Raw genomic sequence first — 14,961 nt, 5'->3', positions numbered from 1 at the left:
CCGCAGGTCCTCAAAAACCTCCGGCAGCGGAAACCATCATGCCGCAATCCGCACATACAAGGATGAGGGGAAATTGATACCCGGGGTTCCCGCGAAAGCGGGAATCCGAAACCAGGCGCTAGCCTCAGGTCCCCATTTTCATGGGGACCCCAAAACCACCCTCATGCTGAGGTGCTGCCTGTCCTGAGGAGCCGCGCAGCGGCGTCTCGAAGGGCGGGCAGCCTCGAAGCACGAGGGTGTGCAGCAAACTTCGGGTCGCCACGCTCACCGCCGCGCGCTAGACCGGAGCGGAGGAGAATCCGGCCATGCTGACCCGCTGCCCCTGGGCGCCCGATGACGACCCGCTCTACGCCGCCTATCACGACACCGAATGGGGCGTGCCGGAATACGATGCCCGCGCCCTGTGGGAGAAGTTGATCCTCGACGGCTTCCAGGCCGGGCTGGCCTGGATCACCATCCTCAGGAAGCGCGAAACGATGCGCGAAGCCTTCGACGGCTTCGATCCGGAGGTGATCGCGCGCTACGGCGAGGCCGACATCGAACGCCTGCTGGTCAATCCCGGCATCATCCGCTCCCGTCTGAAAATCGAAGCCGCGATCGGCAATGCGCGCGTCTATCTCGACATGCGCGATCGCGGCGAGGACTTCGCCGGCTATCTTTGGGATTTCGTCGGCGGCAGCCCCATTCAGAACCGGTTCACGACCATGCGCGACATGCCGGCCTCGACGCCGCTCAGTGAGCGCGTGTCGAAGGATCTGAAGAAGCGCGGAATCCGGTTTTGCGGTCCGGTCATCGTTTATGCTTTCATGCAAGCGACAGGACTGGTGAACGATCACCTCGTCACCTGTCCGCGCCACGACCCGGTTCGCGCCCTTGCGAGGTAGTTCGATGAAACGCCTTCTCCTGCTCGCCCTTCCCTTTGCCCTGACCGCTTGCTCGACGCTCGATTTCGAGCCCGCCGAGCCGGGCGAGGCGCGCCGCATGTCGCGCGACGAATGCCGCATGGCCAATTCGCATGATCCCGCCGGTCCCGGCGACTGGGTCTGCGAGGACGAAGAAGGCCGCGGCGAGCGTCGCATCGCCGACCCGAATTAGCGTTCGCTACAACCCGGCACTGACAAACGCCCCGGTCCGCGCCATAACGCGCTGCAACGAAGTCTTCACATTGTTGCGCGAGGCGCTGTCTTCATGAGCGACGTGATCATCCGGTCCACCGGGCTGTGGACCCCGCCCCACTCCATTTCCAATGCGCAGCTCGTGGAGAGCTACAACGCCTATGCGGCGCGCTGGAACGCGGAGCATGCGGGCGAAATCGAGCGCGGCGAGCGCGAGGCGAAACAACCCTCCTCCGTCGAATTCATCGAGAAGGCCTCGGGAATCAGATCGCGCTACGCGATCGATCCGGACGGGATTCTCGACACGAGTCGCCTGAGACCGAAGGTCGAGCCGCGCCCTGACGACGCGCTCTGTCTGATGGCGGAGGCCGGCGTGGTCGCCGTGAAGGACGCGCTGAACCGCGTCGGACTGGATGGCGGCGATGTCGACGGCGTGATCTGTTCGGCCACCTCGATGCAGCGCACCTATCCCTGCGTCGCGATCGAGATCCAGGATGCGATCGGCGCCACCGGCTTCGGCTTCGACATGAGCGTGGCGTGTTCCTCGGCCACCTTCGCCCTGCAGCAGGCGGTCAATGCGATCCGCTGCGGCCAGGCCAACCGCATTGTGGTCGTCACGCCGGAAATCACCACGCCGCAGCTGAACTACACCGACCGCGACAGCCATTTCATCTTCGGCGATGTCGCCGTGGCCGTGATCCTGGAGCGGGCCGACTGGGGCAATCCGGGCTGGAAAATCCTCTCCACCCGGCTGAAGACCCAGTATTCCAACAACATCCGTTCCAACCAGGGCTTCCTCAATCGTTGCGAGGAACCGGCGCGCGACGAGGACGAGATGCTCTTCGTCCAGAATGGACGCCGCGTGTTCAAGGAAGTCTGCCCCATGGTGGCGGAGATGATCCTGCAGCACATGGGCGATTGCGGGCTGACCCCCGACGACATGAAGCGCCTGTGGCTTCACCAGGCCAATTCCAACATGAACCGGGTGATCGCGCAGAAAGTCTTCGGCCGCGAATACGCGGACGCCGAAGCGCCGACCATTCTCGACGAATTCGCCAATACGGCCGGGGCGGGCTCGGTTGTCTGCTTCCACAGGCACAATGACGATTTCGAAACCGGAGAGAAGGGATTGATCTGTTCCTTCGGGGCCGGATACTCGGTGGGATCGATCTTTGTCGAAAGGGTTGCCGCGTGAGGGACTGCGTCATCCGTTCGGTGGGCTGGCACGCCCCCGAAGAGAGCATTTCAAACGCCGAACTCGTGACGGTGTTCAACACCTGGGCCGAGGGCTGGAATGCGGAAAATGCCGACGCGATCGCGCGCGGCGAAGCGGAACCCAAGCCGCTGTCGAGCGAGGACTTCATCGTGTCGGCCTCCGGCATCAGGAACCGGCACGTCATCGACAAGCCGGGCCTGATGGATCTGGACCGGATGCGCCCCCGCCTGCCGCACCGTCCCAAGGAGGAGATGTCGGTCCAGGCCGAATTCGCCCTTCTGTCTGCCAGGCAGGCACTTGCGAAGGCAAACCGCACCGCCGCCGACGTCGATGGCGTGATCGTCGCCTCCTCGGCGCAGCAGCGGAATTTCCCGGCCGTCGCGACCGAGATCCAGTCGGCGCTGGGCATTACCGGTTTCTCGTTCGACATGACGATGGCCTGCGCGTCGGCGATCTACGGCATGCAGCTGGCGCGCGACATGATCCGCTGCGGATCGGCCGACGCGATCCTGATCTGCTGCCCGGAAATCATGAGCGCGATCAACCACTACCGCCGCCGCGAAGTGCATTTCATCTTCGGCGACGCCTCCGCCGCCGTGCTGCTTGAGCGCGGCGACCGCGAAGCCGGCGGCTGGGAAGTGCTCGGTACGCGGCTGGAGAATGCGTATTCCAACGCGCTGCGATCGGACTTCGGCTTCCTCAATCACACCGAGTTCGAGGACGGCGACAATTTCGAACCCTTCGTCGACCAGGACGGTCACCGCGTCTTCCGCGACGTGATCCCGATGGCCTCCGGTGTCGGCTCGGCGCTGATTGCCGATCTCGGCCTGAAGCCCGCCGATGTGCGCCGCGCGTGGCTGCACCAGGCCAATATCCGCATCGTCCAGATGGTCGCCAAGCGCGTCCTCGAGCGCGAGCCCGATGCCGATGCCGCGCCGATCATTCTCGACGAGTACGGCAACACCTCCTCGTCCAGCGTGCTGATGACGTTCGACCTCAACAGCAACGACATGAAGCCGGGCGAACGTGGACTGATGTGCGCATTCGGTGCAGGCTATGGCTGCGGCGCGGCCGTGATCCAGAAACGCTGACCTCCCGGAGACACGCGATGAAACGGACACTCACCCTGATGATTTCGGTGGCGGGTGCCGCCCTCCTCTTGGCGTGTTCGCCGGAGAACCAGGTCCCGGTCGACGAGGAGATCACCAGCGCCGCCGGCGATGTGGCCGGTGAGGTCGCGACCCAGCTGCCGGATATGACGCCGGTCGAAGGCGAGGGTGCGGACGAAGCCGCCGAAACCGATGACGCGGCCGAGGCGATGCTGCCGACGACGGACATCTTCCTCGCCGACCTGGCGTGGACCGGCGCCGTGCCGGCGGTCACCAACATCCGCAATGCCACCCGCCACCCCGGCTATGACAATCAGCCGGCCTTCCTGCCGAACGGGCATGACTTCTTCTACGCTTCGGAATCCGAAGACGGTTTGACGGATGTGCGCATCCATCTCGCCGCCACCGGCGAGAGCCAGCAGATCACCTCGACCTCGGAGTCCGGCGAGTATTCGCCGCGCAATTACGGCGTCACGTCCGGGATCTATTTCGTGCGGCAACTGGCCGACGGCACCACCCAGCACCTGGTCCACGCCAATGCCAACGGGTCGGACCCGCAGCCCGTCCTCGATCTGACGACGATCGGCTATTACGCCTTCAACGCGGACCGCTCGCAGGTTGCCCTCTTCGTTCTGGGCGAGACCTTCACGCTGCAGATCGCCGATGTCGCGACGGGTGAAACCACCGTCGCCGCGAGCGGCATCGGCCGCGCGCTCTATAGCGAACCGGGCGGTGCGGCGGCGCTGTTCACGACCGGCAACGAAGAGGAAGGCTGGGCGCTCAACCGCTATGATTTCGCGTCGGGCGAGACCGAAATGCTGTTCACCCTGCCGGGCATGGGACAGGACTTCGCCGCGCACCGCATGGGCGACGGCACGCTCGTCTACCTCTCCAGCGATGACGGCACGTTCTACGCGCGGACCGCCGAAACGGAGTGGACCCCGGTCGCCGATTTCCGCGGCGCGATGATCACCAACGTGACCCGCATGGCGGTCAGCGACGACGGCACCACGCTGGCCGTCGTGGCTGACGACCGGAGCTTCTAGACCGCCGTCACCTCGGTGATCTTGTAGGTCAGATCGTCGCCATCGGCTTCGTGGATGGTGAGGTATTCGCCGAGCTTCAGCGTGTGATCGCCGAGCTTGTAGACCGGCTCGTCGGGACCTTCGTCTTCCTCGTCATAGCGGAAATACCAGTTGTTTCCGCGATGGCTGAGCCAACCGTCCGCGCGCTCGTCCGGATCGGGATCGAAGCGCAGCACGGTGCACGTCTCCTTGTTTTCCCGCCACAGGCCGAGATCGAGACGCCCGTCCTTGTCGAGCGGCGCGACGATCACATAACCCTGATGGTCGTCGCCATCGGGAAAGCCGGCGTCGGGATTTCGGCCCAGTCGAAGTGTGACACGCATGAGGCCCATGAGGAGTCTCCTGTTTTTCTGTTGGTTCAGTGAGCCGCGAGAAGCGACGGTCCGTCAACGGCCTGAAAGAGCGACCGAGTGACGCCCCCGAAAACGAATTCGCGCAGCCGCGAATGGCCATAGGCCCCGGCGACGATGAGATCGGCGCCTTTCGAGGAATCGAGAATCGCCTCGCCGACATCACCGGCATCGTCGATCTCGATCGTCCCGGCGCGGCATCCGAGATCGGACAGCCAGTCGATCAGGCGTTCCGGCGGGGCGCTGCGGCGGTCGGAATAGTCGATCCCCTTGTCCGACTGCAGCACCATGACACGTTTGGCGTTGGCGATCAGTGGCGCGGACGCAGCCGCGGCGCGGGCCGCCTCCTTCGATCCGTCCCAGGCGATGTGGATGGTTTCCGGCGGCATCATGCCGGCGCGCGCCGCAATGACCGGCACCTGTTCGTCGATCAGCACCGCCGTCACGAAGTCGGCCAGCGGGCCGTTTCCGGCCATCGATTGGGGATCGGTCACGACATAGCGGGCCAGCCGCGCTTCGACCGCCACCTCGGACACGGTGCCGGAGACGCGGTAAAACCGTCCGTCTGCGGCCAGGCTGTCGAAACCGGCGAGCACGCCGGAAAAGGTCTGCTTCGCGATTTCCGCGCAGCGGTCGCTTTCCTCGCGGATCGAATCGACCGCGCCCGCCATGACCGTCGCGGCGGCAACGCCGGGGCCGGTCCACATGAGATAGGCCGAGGCGTCCGGCTCGACGAACAGCCCGTCCAGCGTCGCGCCGATGCCGCGCGCCAGACGCGCCGCGGCCTCGACCGTGGCGCGGTCCTTTTCGTCGCCCTGTAATGTGACCATGATGCGTTCGCGGGCCATGGGACTGATCCTTCTGTTGGCAGCGCGCTTGATCTTCGCGGCACGGGTCTTAGGAAAGGCCGCCCGCCAGCCGAGTCGAGCTACAGGATAAGACTGACATGCCGAGAACGCGACCGACATCCGACAAAACGCCGCGAGCCTGGCAAAGGATGCTGTCGGGACGCAGGCTGGATCTGCTCAATCCCTCTCCCTTCGACATCGAGATCGACGACATCGCCCACGGCCTTGCCCGTGTGGCGCGCTGGAACGGCCAGACGCGCGGCGACCATGCCTTTTCCGTGGCGGAGCACAGCCTGGAGGTCGAGCATATCACCGGCTTCCTTTACCCCGATCTCGAGGCGAAATGGCGTCTCGCCGCCCTGCTGCACGACAGCTCGGAATATGTGATCGGCGACATGATCAGCCCGTTCAAGGCGGCGCTGGGCATCGACTACAAGCTGTTCGAGGAAAAGCTGGAACACGCCGTCCATGCCCGCTTCGGCCTGCCCGCGAAGACGCCGGTTGAGGTGAAGCGCAAGATCAAACGCGCGGACCATATCTGCGCCTGGTTCGAGGCGACCCAGATCGCGGGCTTCTCCGAGGCCGAATCCAATGCCTTCTTCGGCAAGCCGCCCGCCGGGCTCGACATCACGATCGACCCCGCCCCGCCGAAAGAGGCGCAGAAACGCTTCGTCGACCGGTTCGAAACGCTGCTCGCCAACGTCGAGGCCGAATCCCGGCCACGCCGGAAACGCGCATGATCGGGTCCGGGGCGCTGATCGTTGGCCTCAACGCCGTCATCGTGGCGGTGGACGAGGACGCGCCCCAGCTTCTGGTCGTCCCCAGCGGTGAGGGCGCGCCTGCCCTGCCCTTCGGCCCGTTCGATCCGAAGACCCACCGAACGTTCGAGATCGGCCTCCGGGAATGGGTCAGCGAACAGGCCCAGTTTCAGCTCGGCTATGTCGAACAGCTCTACACTTTCGGCGATATGGGCCGCGAATCCCCGCTGGCGGAACTGACCGGCACCGGCGGCGCGCGCGTCATTTCCATCGGCTATCTCGCCCTGACGCCCGACACCTCCAACCCGCCCGAAGGCGGCGGCGTCTGGCGCGACTGGTACCGCTTCTTCCCGTGGGAAGACTGGCGCGGCGGTGAGCCGGCCGTCATCGCGGCCGTCATCGCCCCCGCCCTGCGCCGCTGGGCCGATGAGGCCGGCTCACCCGGCAAGCGCGAAGCGCGGCGCGACCGCCTCCGCATCGCCTTCGGCCTCGACGGTATGACCTGGAATGAGGAACGCGTCCTCGACCGTTACGAGCTGCTCTACGAGGTCGGCCTGGTGACCGAAGCGCGCCGCGACCGCGGCGACCGAGAAGCCGTGCCGGCCGGCATGGGCGAGGCAATGGCCTCCGACCACCGGCGCATCCTGGCGACCGCCATCAGCCGGTTGCGCGCCAAGGTGAAATACCGCCCCGTCGTGTTCGAGATCATGCCGGAGCGCTTCACCCTCTCCCACCTCCAGCGCGTCACCGAGGCCATTGTCGGCTATCCGCTGCACAAGCAGAATTTCCGCCGCGCGCTCGACCGCTCCGGCTTCGTGGAGGGCACGGGACGGATGGAGGCGGCGACCGGCGGACGACCTGCGGAACTCTTCCGCTTCCGCCGCGAAGCCCTGCGCGAAGGCCCGGCCTCGGGTCTGGCAACGCCGAGGCTCAATCAGGGGTGACACTTTTGTTGCGTTGCAGCGACGAAAGCGCATTGACCCGGACGGGTTCCAATCCTACTTAGGCTCTGAAAGAGCAAAAGGCGGCTGTACGACACAGCCGCCTGTCATCGGGCCCTATAAATGCTCAATATGAGCATAAGGAGGCGAAGAGATGGAACGTATTCTGACCGGCAATGGTGGCGGCTACGGCTTTGACGCCCCGGCGACCGCCTTCAATGACAATGAAGACCTGCCCTATACGGACGAGGTGAAGCGCGCGACCGACGCGATCTATGAGCGCGTGAAGGACGTGATCCTGCCCGAGGAATGGCCCGCCCACGCGCCGCTGATCCACGCCATCAACGACCTGAAGCGGCAGAAGAATGCCGTCATCCTCGCCCACAACTACATGACGCCGGAAATCTTCCACGGCGTCGGCGATCTGATGGGCGACAGCCTCGCCCTCGCCCAGATGGCGGCGAAGACCGACGCCGACATCATCGTCCAGGCCGGGGTGCATTTCATGGCCGAGACGGCGAAAATCCTCGCCCCGGAAAAGACCGTGGTGATCCCCGACATGCGAGCGGGCTGCTCGCTCGCCGCCTCGATCACCGGCCGCGATGTGGCGCTGATCAAGGCGAAATACCCCGGCATTCCGGTCGTCACCTATGTGAACACGTCCGCCGATGTGAAGGCAGAGGCCGATGTCTGTTGCACCTCCTCGAACGCAGTCCAGGTCGTGGAATGGGCGGCGAAGGAGTGGGGCTCCGACACCGTCATCATGATCCCGGACGAGTATCTGGCGCGCAATGTCGCGGCCAATACCAGCGTCCGCATTCTGTCCTGGAAGGGCGCCTGCGAAGTGCATGAACGCTTCACCGCCGAAGATGTCGCGGCGCTGCGCGAAGCCCATCCCGGTGTCATCATCCTGACCCACCCGGAAAGCCCCTCCGCCGTGGTCAAGGCGGCCGACTTCGCCGGCTCGACCGCGGCAATGGCCGACTATGTGAAGCGCGAAAAGCCGGCGACCGCCGTCCTCCTCACCGAGTGCTCGATGAGCGACAATGTCGCCGTCGAGGCCCCGGCAACGAAATTCGTCCGGCCCTGCAATCTCTGCCCGCACATGAAGCGGATCAATCTGCGCAATATCTACGAGGCGCTGAAATACGAGCGTTACGCCGTCGAGGTCGATCCCAACATCGCCGAACGCGCCCGCCAGTCGGTGCAGCGCATGCTCGACCTGCCGAAGCCTGACAAACCCGCCCGCTTCGATCCGGCCCGCGAGGCCGGCCCGATCGAACTCGTGACGGTTTAGGAGCAACGAAGGTGGCAGACCGCCCCGTTCTCATCCTCGGTGCCGGGATTGCCGGTCTCTGGACCGCGCTGAAGCTGGCGCCGCGCCCGGTCACGCTCGTCACCGGCGCGCCGCTCGGATTCGGCGCGGCAACCGGCTGGGCGCAGGGCGGCATCGCCGCGGCGCTAGCGCAGGACGACAGCCCGGCCCTGCACGTGAAGGACACGCTCAGCGCCGGTGACGGCCTGACCTGTGTCCGGGCGGCGGGCCTGCTGGCCTCCGGCATCGCGGAGGAAGTCGCGGCGCTGCGGGCGCTGGGTGTGCCGTTTGATACGGACGCCCAGGGACGCCTCACCCAGGGCCTGGAAGCCGCCCATTCCCGCCCCCGCATCGCCCATGTCAGCGGCGATCGCGCCGGCGCGGCGATCCTGGACGTGCTGGTACGCGCGGTGCGCGCGGCGGACCACATCACGATCCGCGAGAGCTGGCGCGCCGTGGCACTGCTGCCGTCGCGCGATGGCGGCTGTGCCGGTGCGCTCTTGCAAGGCCCGGACGGCCAGACCGAAACCGTTGAGGCAAACGACACCGTGCTCGCCATGGGCGGCGCGGGCGGTCTGTGGCAGGTGTCGACCAGCCCGGCCGGCGCGCTCGGTCAGGCCATCGCCATGGCCGCCCGCATCGGCGCGGAAATCGCCGACCCCGAATTCGTCCAGTTCCACCCGACGGCGATGGATCTGGGCCGTGACCCCGCCCCCCTTGCCACCGAGGCGCTGCGCGGCGCGGGTGCCGTCCTGATCGACCGCGACGGCAAAGCCCTGATGGACGGCGTGCATGACGCGCTGGACCTCGCGCCGCGCGACATCGTCGCCCGTACCGTCCACCGCGCCCGGCAGACGGGCCGCAAGGCTTTCCTGGATGCCCGCGAGGCGATCGGGCAGGCCTTCCCGGACCGCTTCCCGACCGTCTTCGCCGCCTGCATGGACGCCGGACTTGATCCGCGGACCACGCCCATCCCGGTCGCTCCGGCGGCGCACTATCACATGGGCGGTGTCTTCACCGGCATGGACGGCGAAACCAGCCTCCCCGGCCTGTGGGCCGTGGGGGAATGCGCGGCGAACGGCCTGCACGGCGCGAACCGCCTCGCCTCCAATTCGCTGGCCGAAGGCCTCGTCTTCGGCGCGCGCGCCGCACACGCCATCCGCATGCGCCCCGGCCCCGACCGCATCGCTCTGCGGGCCGAGGCGGCGCCCGTTCTGCCGCTTCTGGCGCTGACGCGCCTCAGACAGGCGATGGGTGCGGAATGCGGCGTGGAACGCACAGGCGCGGGCCTTGAACGCCTCCTCGGCATTCTGGACGGGCTGGCCGCGCGCTATGGCGAGGCCGACCCCCTGCTGGCGGCGCGCTTCGTGGTCGCGGGCGCGCTCCGGCGGCAGGAAAGCCGGGGATCGCACTGGCGGCTCGATTACCCGGCGAAGGCCGAGAGCGCCCGCCACACGCGCCTCGCACTGGAAGACATCGCTACGCCCGCCAACACGACCGAGGCCCGCCCCGCATGATGATCCCGCCCCTGCCCCGCCATATCGTGGAAGACGCGGTGCGCCGCGCCCTGGCCGAGGATCTCGGCGGCGCCGGCGACATCACATCGCTCGCCACCCTGAGCGAAGAGACCGAAGGCCGCTACGAATTGCGGTCGCGCAAGGCCGGCGTCCTGTGCGGTCTCGAACCGGCGCTCGAAGCCTTCTGGCATTGCGGCCCCGATCTCGAAATCGATATCCGCCTGACCGACGGCGCAGACCTCGAGACAGGCGCGGTCATACTGTCCATCGACGGCCGGGTGCAGCCCATCCTGACCGCCGAACGCACGGCGCTGAACTTCCTCGGCCGGATGAGCGGCATCGCGACGCTGACCGCGCAATACGTGAAGGCCGTCGAAGGCACGGGCGCGCGCATCGTCCACACCCGCAAGACCACGCCGGGCCTGCGCGCCTTCGAAGTCCAGGCCGTCCGCGCGGGCGGCGGCGCGGCGCACCGCTTCAACCTCGCCGACGCCATCCTGATCAAGGACAATCACGTCGCCGCAGCCGGCGGCGTAGGCGCGGCGGTCCGTGCGGCCCGCGCCCATGCCGGCCACATGGTCCGCATCTCGACCGAGATCGACCGGCTGGACCAGCTGGCCGAAGCGATCGAGGCCGGCGCCGACGTGGTCCTGCTCGACAATTTCTCGCTCGACGACATGCGCGCCGCGGTCTCGAAGGCGAAGGGCAAGCTGGTGCTGGAAGCCTCCGGCGGCGTCGATCTGACGACCGTCCGCGCCATCGCCGAGACCGGCGTCGACATCATCTCGGTCGGCGCCCTCACCCACTCCGCCCCCAATTTCGATCTGGGGCTGGACGCGGTTTGACAGGGCCCTTTCCCTCCCCTCGAAGGAAAGGGACGCGAGCGTTTCAGGTCATTACTGACGTTTCCCGGACGGCGCTGCCGGTCCGGGATCCATGCGGGCTGCAATCTGGGCCCCGGTCTTCGCTTCGCGAAACCGGGGAGCGTCAAAATTTTCAATTCAAGGCCTGGGGTTCCCGCGGAAGCGGGAATCCGAAACCGGGTGCGAGCGTCAGGTCCCCATTTTCATGGGGACCCCATTTTTCGTCTCATTCCAAAGCACCCGCTTGTCCTGAGCCGCGTCAGCAGGCCTCGAACCCCTCGGAAAACCCCGCTAACCTCCCCCGCGAACACGCGAGGAGAGCGAGATGAGAAAGCGCCACGACCATCCCGAAGGCCGGGTGGAGACGATCCGGGTCGACAGCCAGGCCGTCGCCAACAATGTGCTCGGAGACCCGACGCGGCGGCGTATCGACGTCTATATCCCGCACGGGTCTGACGGCGCGGGCCTGCCGCTGCTCGTGGACCTCGTCGGTTTCACCGGCGGCGGTCCGGCCCACACCAACTGGAAAAGCTTCGGCGAGAATGCGCCCGAACGCCTCGACCGGCTGATAGGGTCGGGCGCCATGCCGCCTGTCGTCGTGGCCTTCCCGGACTGTTTCACGCGGTTGGGCGGCAACCAGTACATCAACTCGTCCGCGATGGGGAATTGGGACGATTTCCTGCTGACCGAAGCCGTCCCGGCCATCGAAGCCGAGTTCGGCTGCGGCGGCGCGGGCCGGCGCGGCGTGTTCGGCAAATCGTCCGGCGGCTATGGCGCCATGGTCCATGCCCTGCTCCACCCCGACTTCTGGTCGGGCGCGGCCTGCATGTCCGGCGATATGGGGTTCGAACTGATGTTCGCGACCGATTTCGCCGCCACGCTGCGCGCGTTGGCCAAGCATGACGGGTCGATCAAGTCCTTCCTCGACAAGCTGGAATCCAACCCGAAGCCATCCGGCGACGACATTCATGTTCTGATGATCCTCGCCATGGCCGCGACCTATGACCCCGCTCCGGACGAATATCTCGGCATCCGCCTGCCCGTGACGATGGACACGTGCGAACGCATCGAGAAGCGCTGGGCCAACTGGATGAAGTGGGACCCGATCGAGATGCTCGATCAGCACGGCGAGGGGCTGAAGAAGCTCAAGGCGCTGTGGATCGAGTGCGGCGATGTCGACCAGTACAACCTGCTCTACGGCGCGCGCATCATGACGAAACGCCTGACCGCCATCGGGATCGAGCACGAATATCGGGAATTTCCCGACAACCATTCATCGATCGACTATCGGCTCGACGAAGTCCTGCCCTTTCTGGCAAAGGCGCTGACCCGCTAGGTCGGCGCGTTCGCCGTCGTCACCGCAACCGAGGTTGATCCACGCACCGTTCCGCCCGCATCGACGAATTCCAGCCGGATCCGGTTTCGCGCCGGATCGTTGGCGATCGCCTGACCGCTGCCCCGCACCAGCACGGTGAAGGTACGGACCGTGTTCTGATCGTGCGTGAAATCCAGCGTCGCCGCCGGAGCGGAGAGACAGGCGCCGTTCGCATTGCCCGTGGTTTCGCAAAGGCTGACGGTTACATCCGACGCCACGCTCCGTAGCGTCAGCGGCTCGCTGGCGCCGATATTCACCGCTGCCGTACCGATCGCGCCGCGCCCTTCGGTTCCGCCGAGGAAGAGAATGCCATCATTCGTCGTGGTCGCGGCAATCGCGATCACGTCGGCGGTCGCCGTCGTGCCGGACGACATCACGAGCTGGTTCACTCCGGCGATCTGCGCCGCCTGGCCGGTCGAGCAGCGGAATGCGAGTTCCAGCGGCTCGGTCGTGAACGGAATCGGGCTTTGATAGAATTCCTGCACCGGCGTGAACGAGATCACGAAGCTCTGGCTTTGCCCCGCAGGGATGTCGACCGGCGTGTTCGGCGTGCCGGTCAGGGCATTCGTGTTCGGGTCGGTGGTCTGATAGCCGAAACCGCCCTTGATCACGTTCAGGAGTGAAATCGCGCAATTCTCGGCCGTCGCCTGTCCGCCATTGACGATGGTCGCGAAGGCTGTCGCCTGGGTTTCGAACGTCACCGAACGGCTGGTGGGCAGCACGGCCGCAGAGAGCTGTGTCTGGGTGATCGTGACGTTGTCGTTGACCGTGAACGTCTCCGGCGGGCTGCCGGCATTGTCGGTCGCGTCGCCGGTGTCGGGGTCGACCGAAGTCAGCGTCACCGTGATCGGCACTGCACCGCCCGTGGCCGGGTTGGAGAAGATGCCGGTCCGCAGGAAGGCCATCACGTCGGAACTGAACCCGGCCGTCTGCGTCCCGGTCAGCCCGTCGCCGCCGCGCGGCAGCGTGATCGTCAGGATATGGTTCTGGCTGCCGTCCTGCGAATACTCGATCGTCGGCTTCAGCGGATTCGTATTGCCGTCGAGATTGGTATCGACCCAGGCACTGTCGGCGTCGATCGAATAGACCGGGAACAGCCGATCAGGGCCGGGCGAACCGGGATTGAATTCGAAGCCATAGGCCCCGATCCGGGTGCCCGCGGGACCCAGAGCCGTGAAACCGTTGAAGGCGTATCCGGCGGGGATCGTGATCACCACCTGATAGGCTTGGCGCTGTCCGAAGGTGATCTCGCTGTCGAGCCGGAAACCCATGTCTCGCCCGGGCGCAAGATCGCTGAACACGACCGTTTGCGTCACCGGTTCCGTAAAGACGGCAGGGCCGCTTGGTCCCGTCCCGGCTGTTTCGGGACGGTCGGAAAACAGTTCCTCACATCCACAAACCAAGAGTACCGACGCCATGATAAACAGTGCGCGCATGGCAACCTCCCCGGACAATGTTGGAAAAGGTTAACGCATTTCGCGCCTGACGAGAAATTATTCCTGACGGCAAAAGAAAACGCCGCCGGGGGAACCGGCGGCGTTCGTGTTCGTTATTCAGGTGCGCGGCCTTTAGAGATCGCGCTCCATCTCGGCCCGTTCGCGGCGGCTCGGGAAGCGGTAGAAGATATGCTCGCCGATCGTGCGGGTGCGCACCAGCGAGCTCGACCAGTGCGGATCGATCGCGACCGTGTGGTAGTGCGTGGCATTGCGCGTCACAGGCGGCGCGAAACCGAGCATGACGTGCTCGGCAACGAGCTGGGCCCGGCGCCAGGGACGGCCGCGCGGGCTGCGGTTGATCGAACCGTCGCAGGTGAAGCTGAACTGGCAGCCCGATGCACGCGTCGAACCTTCATAGACCACGCCGCAAACCGTGTCGGGATAGGCCGAATGCGCCACCCGGTTCATCACCACTTCGGCAACGGCAACCTGGCCGGCGAAGCCTTCACCGCGCGCTTCGTAGTAGACAGCGGTCGCGAGGCAATCGAGTTGTTCGGCCTCGAGCCGGGCGCGTTCGATATGGGTGCGGTCGAAGGTGCGCAGCTCGGCCAGCGGGCGCGACGCGACGCGCGCGACACCGGTTTCCGCATTCGAATCCACACGCAGGGCCGCGAGCCGAAGCGAACTCGGCGCGGACCAGTCGAGCGCATCCTCGGCTTCGAGATAGCGCGAGGCGAGGTTCTGCCAGTGGGCGGCATCTTCCTGCTGCTGGATACGGACGCCGGCGAGCGGGAACATCGCCGCGAGGCTCGCGGCGAGTACCGAGACCGCAAGGGTCTTCAGGCCCGCGATCAGTCGCGGCCGGTCTTTCAAAATCGGCGTGGCGGTCATGTAACTCCGTCCCGTCGAATCACCGTTCAACCTTACTCTGGCATTTACCACGAGACGCTGAACAGATGATGAAATTAGCGGGCCCGTCTAAATGACCCTCAATGCATGGTCAAGCGGGACTGTTGCCCGCATATGGGTAACT

The 14,961-nt window shown here is 65.9% G+C and carries 15 protein-coding genes; 11 read left to right on the top strand and 4 right to left on the bottom strand.

The features are described 5' to 3' along the window. Positions 1-305 precede the first annotated feature (305 nt). The 5 genes from ACFOOR_RS10815 (at position 306) to ACFOOR_RS10795 (ending at position 4,486) form a co-directional block, all read left to right on the top strand. A complete protein-coding gene (locus ACFOOR_RS10815; protein WP_343164381.1) occupies positions 306-884 on the top strand; it encodes a DNA-3-methyladenine glycosylase I in 579 nt (192 codons plus the stop codon). A 4-nt stretch (positions 885-888) separates the two neighbouring features. Further along, entirely contained in the window at positions 889-1,095 is a 207-nt protein-coding gene (locus ACFOOR_RS10810; protein ID WP_343164380.1) for a hypothetical protein, read from the top strand. Between the two features lie 93 nt (positions 1,096-1,188). Beyond that, entirely contained in the window at positions 1,189-2,310 is a 1,122-nt protein-coding gene (locus ACFOOR_RS10805; protein ID WP_343164379.1) for a beta-ketoacyl-ACP synthase III, read from the top strand. After that, positions 2,307-3,422 (top strand): beta-ketoacyl-ACP synthase III, encoded by a 1,116-nt coding sequence (locus tag ACFOOR_RS10800; RefSeq protein ID WP_343164378.1) that lies wholly within the window; start codon positions 2,307-2,309, stop codon positions 3,420-3,422. Before ACFOOR_RS10805 ends, ACFOOR_RS10800 begins: the two co-directional genes overlap by 4 nt. 17 nt (positions 3,423-3,439) lie before the next feature. Further along, positions 3,440-4,486, top strand: coding sequence for a TolB family protein (locus ACFOOR_RS10795; RefSeq protein WP_343164377.1), 1,047 nt, complete (start codon positions 3,440-3,442; stop codon positions 4,484-4,486). Here ACFOOR_RS10795 and ACFOOR_RS10790 read toward each other — a convergent pair. Both ACFOOR_RS10790 and ACFOOR_RS10785 read right to left on the bottom strand, forming a co-directional pair. Beyond that, positions 4,483-4,857, bottom strand: coding sequence for a hypothetical protein (locus tag ACFOOR_RS10790; RefSeq protein ID WP_236956874.1), 375 nt, complete (start codon positions 4,855-4,857; stop codon positions 4,483-4,485). The two genes, ACFOOR_RS10795 and ACFOOR_RS10790, sit on opposite strands and share 4 nt — an antisense overlap. Positions 4,858-4,883: 26 nt before the next feature. Beyond that, positions 4,884-5,723, bottom strand: a complete 840-nt coding sequence (locus tag ACFOOR_RS10785) for a universal stress protein (RefSeq protein ID WP_343164376.1) — start codon at positions 5,721-5,723, stop codon at positions 4,884-4,886. Between the two features lie 98 nt (positions 5,724-5,821). Between ACFOOR_RS10785 and ACFOOR_RS10780 the strand changes: the two genes are divergently transcribed. The 6 genes from ACFOOR_RS10780 to ACFOOR_RS10755 all read left to right on the top strand — a co-directional run bounded on the left by ACFOOR_RS10780 (position 5,822) and on the right by ACFOOR_RS10755 (position 12,453). After that, positions 5,822-6,463, top strand: a complete 642-nt coding sequence (locus tag ACFOOR_RS10780; protein ID WP_343164375.1) for an HD family hydrolase — start codon at positions 5,822-5,824, stop codon at positions 6,461-6,463. Next, the gene (locus ACFOOR_RS10775; RefSeq protein ID WP_343164374.1) at positions 6,460-7,425 is read left to right on the top strand and encodes an NUDIX hydrolase; all 966 of its coding nucleotides are present in this window, start codon (positions 6,460-6,462) and stop codon (positions 7,423-7,425) included. Before ACFOOR_RS10780 ends, ACFOOR_RS10775 begins: the two co-directional genes overlap by 4 nt. 151 nt (positions 7,426-7,576) lie before the next feature. Continuing rightward, on the top strand, positions 7,577-8,719 hold the full coding sequence (nadA, locus tag ACFOOR_RS10770) for a quinolinate synthase NadA (protein ID WP_343164373.1): 1,143 nt from the start codon (positions 7,577-7,579) through the stop codon (positions 8,717-8,719). A gap of 11 nt (positions 8,720-8,730) precedes the next feature. Beyond that, positions 8,731-10,254, top strand: a complete 1,524-nt coding sequence (locus ACFOOR_RS10765) for an L-aspartate oxidase (RefSeq protein ID WP_343164372.1) — start codon at positions 8,731-8,733, stop codon at positions 10,252-10,254. After that, complete coding sequence (gene nadC, locus ACFOOR_RS10760; protein WP_343164371.1) at positions 10,251-11,099, top strand: carboxylating nicotinate-nucleotide diphosphorylase; 849 nt, start codon at positions 10,251-10,253, stop codon at positions 11,097-11,099. The genes ACFOOR_RS10765 and nadC overlap by 4 nt, the downstream gene beginning before the upstream one ends. A 343-nt stretch (positions 11,100-11,442) precedes the next feature. Next, positions 11,443-12,453, top strand: a complete 1,011-nt coding sequence (locus ACFOOR_RS10755) for an alpha/beta hydrolase (RefSeq protein WP_343164370.1) — start codon at positions 11,443-11,445, stop codon at positions 12,451-12,453. Here the strand turns inward: ACFOOR_RS10755 and ACFOOR_RS10750 are convergent. Both ACFOOR_RS10750 and ACFOOR_RS10745 read right to left on the bottom strand, forming a co-directional pair. Then, complete coding sequence (locus tag ACFOOR_RS10750; RefSeq protein ID WP_343164369.1) at positions 12,450-13,928, bottom strand: hypothetical protein; 1,479 nt, start codon at positions 13,926-13,928, stop codon at positions 12,450-12,452. The genes ACFOOR_RS10755 and ACFOOR_RS10750 overlap by 4 nt on opposite strands. A gap of 132 nt (positions 13,929-14,060) precedes the next feature. Further along, complete coding sequence (locus ACFOOR_RS10745; RefSeq protein ID WP_343164368.1) at positions 14,061-14,819, bottom strand: cell wall hydrolase; 759 nt, start codon at positions 14,817-14,819, stop codon at positions 14,061-14,063. Between the last annotated feature and the right edge of the window lie 142 nt (positions 14,820-14,961).

It is taken from the genome of Hyphobacterium vulgare, assembly GCF_042643335.1.
In the GTDB taxonomy this organism is placed as follows: Bacteria; Pseudomonadota; Alphaproteobacteria; order Caulobacterales; family Maricaulaceae; genus Hyphobacterium; species Hyphobacterium vulgare.
Note: the sequence above shows the minus strand (reverse complement) of the source record. Positions and strands in the feature narration are given on the sequence as shown.

Coding starts and splice junctions, on each gene's coding strand:
- ACFOOR_RS10775 (WP_343164374.1), top strand. CDS start 6,460: ATGATCGGGTCCGGGGCGCTGATCGTTGGCCTCAACGCCGTCATCGTG.
- ACFOOR_RS10790 (WP_236956874.1), bottom strand. CDS start 4,857: ATGGGCCTCATGCGTGTCACACTTCGACTGGGCCGAAATCCCGACGCC.
- nadA (WP_343164373.1), top strand. CDS start 7,577: ATGGAACGTATTCTGACCGGCAATGGTGGCGGCTACGGCTTTGACGCC.
- ACFOOR_RS10785 (WP_343164376.1), bottom strand. CDS start 5,723: ATGGCCCGCGAACGCATCATGGTCACATTACAGGGCGACGAAAAGGAC.
- ACFOOR_RS10815 (WP_343164381.1), top strand. CDS start 306: ATGCTGACCCGCTGCCCCTGGGCGCCCGATGACGACCCGCTCTACGCC.
- ACFOOR_RS10780 (WP_343164375.1), top strand. CDS start 5,822: ATGCCGAGAACGCGACCGACATCCGACAAAACGCCGCGAGCCTGGCAA.
- nadC (WP_343164371.1), top strand. CDS start 10,251: ATGATGATCCCGCCCCTGCCCCGCCATATCGTGGAAGACGCGGTGCGC.
- ACFOOR_RS10755 (WP_343164370.1), top strand. CDS start 11,443: ATGAGAAAGCGCCACGACCATCCCGAAGGCCGGGTGGAGACGATCCGG.
- ACFOOR_RS10795 (WP_343164377.1), top strand. CDS start 3,440: ATGAAACGGACACTCACCCTGATGATTTCGGTGGCGGGTGCCGCCCTC.
- ACFOOR_RS10750 (WP_343164369.1), bottom strand. CDS start 13,928: ATGCGCGCACTGTTTATCATGGCGTCGGTACTCTTGGTTTGTGGATGT.
- ACFOOR_RS10805 (WP_343164379.1), top strand. CDS start 1,189: ATGAGCGACGTGATCATCCGGTCCACCGGGCTGTGGACCCCGCCCCAC.
- ACFOOR_RS10810 (WP_343164380.1), top strand. CDS start 889: ATGAAACGCCTTCTCCTGCTCGCCCTTCCCTTTGCCCTGACCGCTTGC.
- ACFOOR_RS10745 (WP_343164368.1), bottom strand. CDS start 14,819: ATGACCGCCACGCCGATTTTGAAAGACCGGCCGCGACTGATCGCGGGC.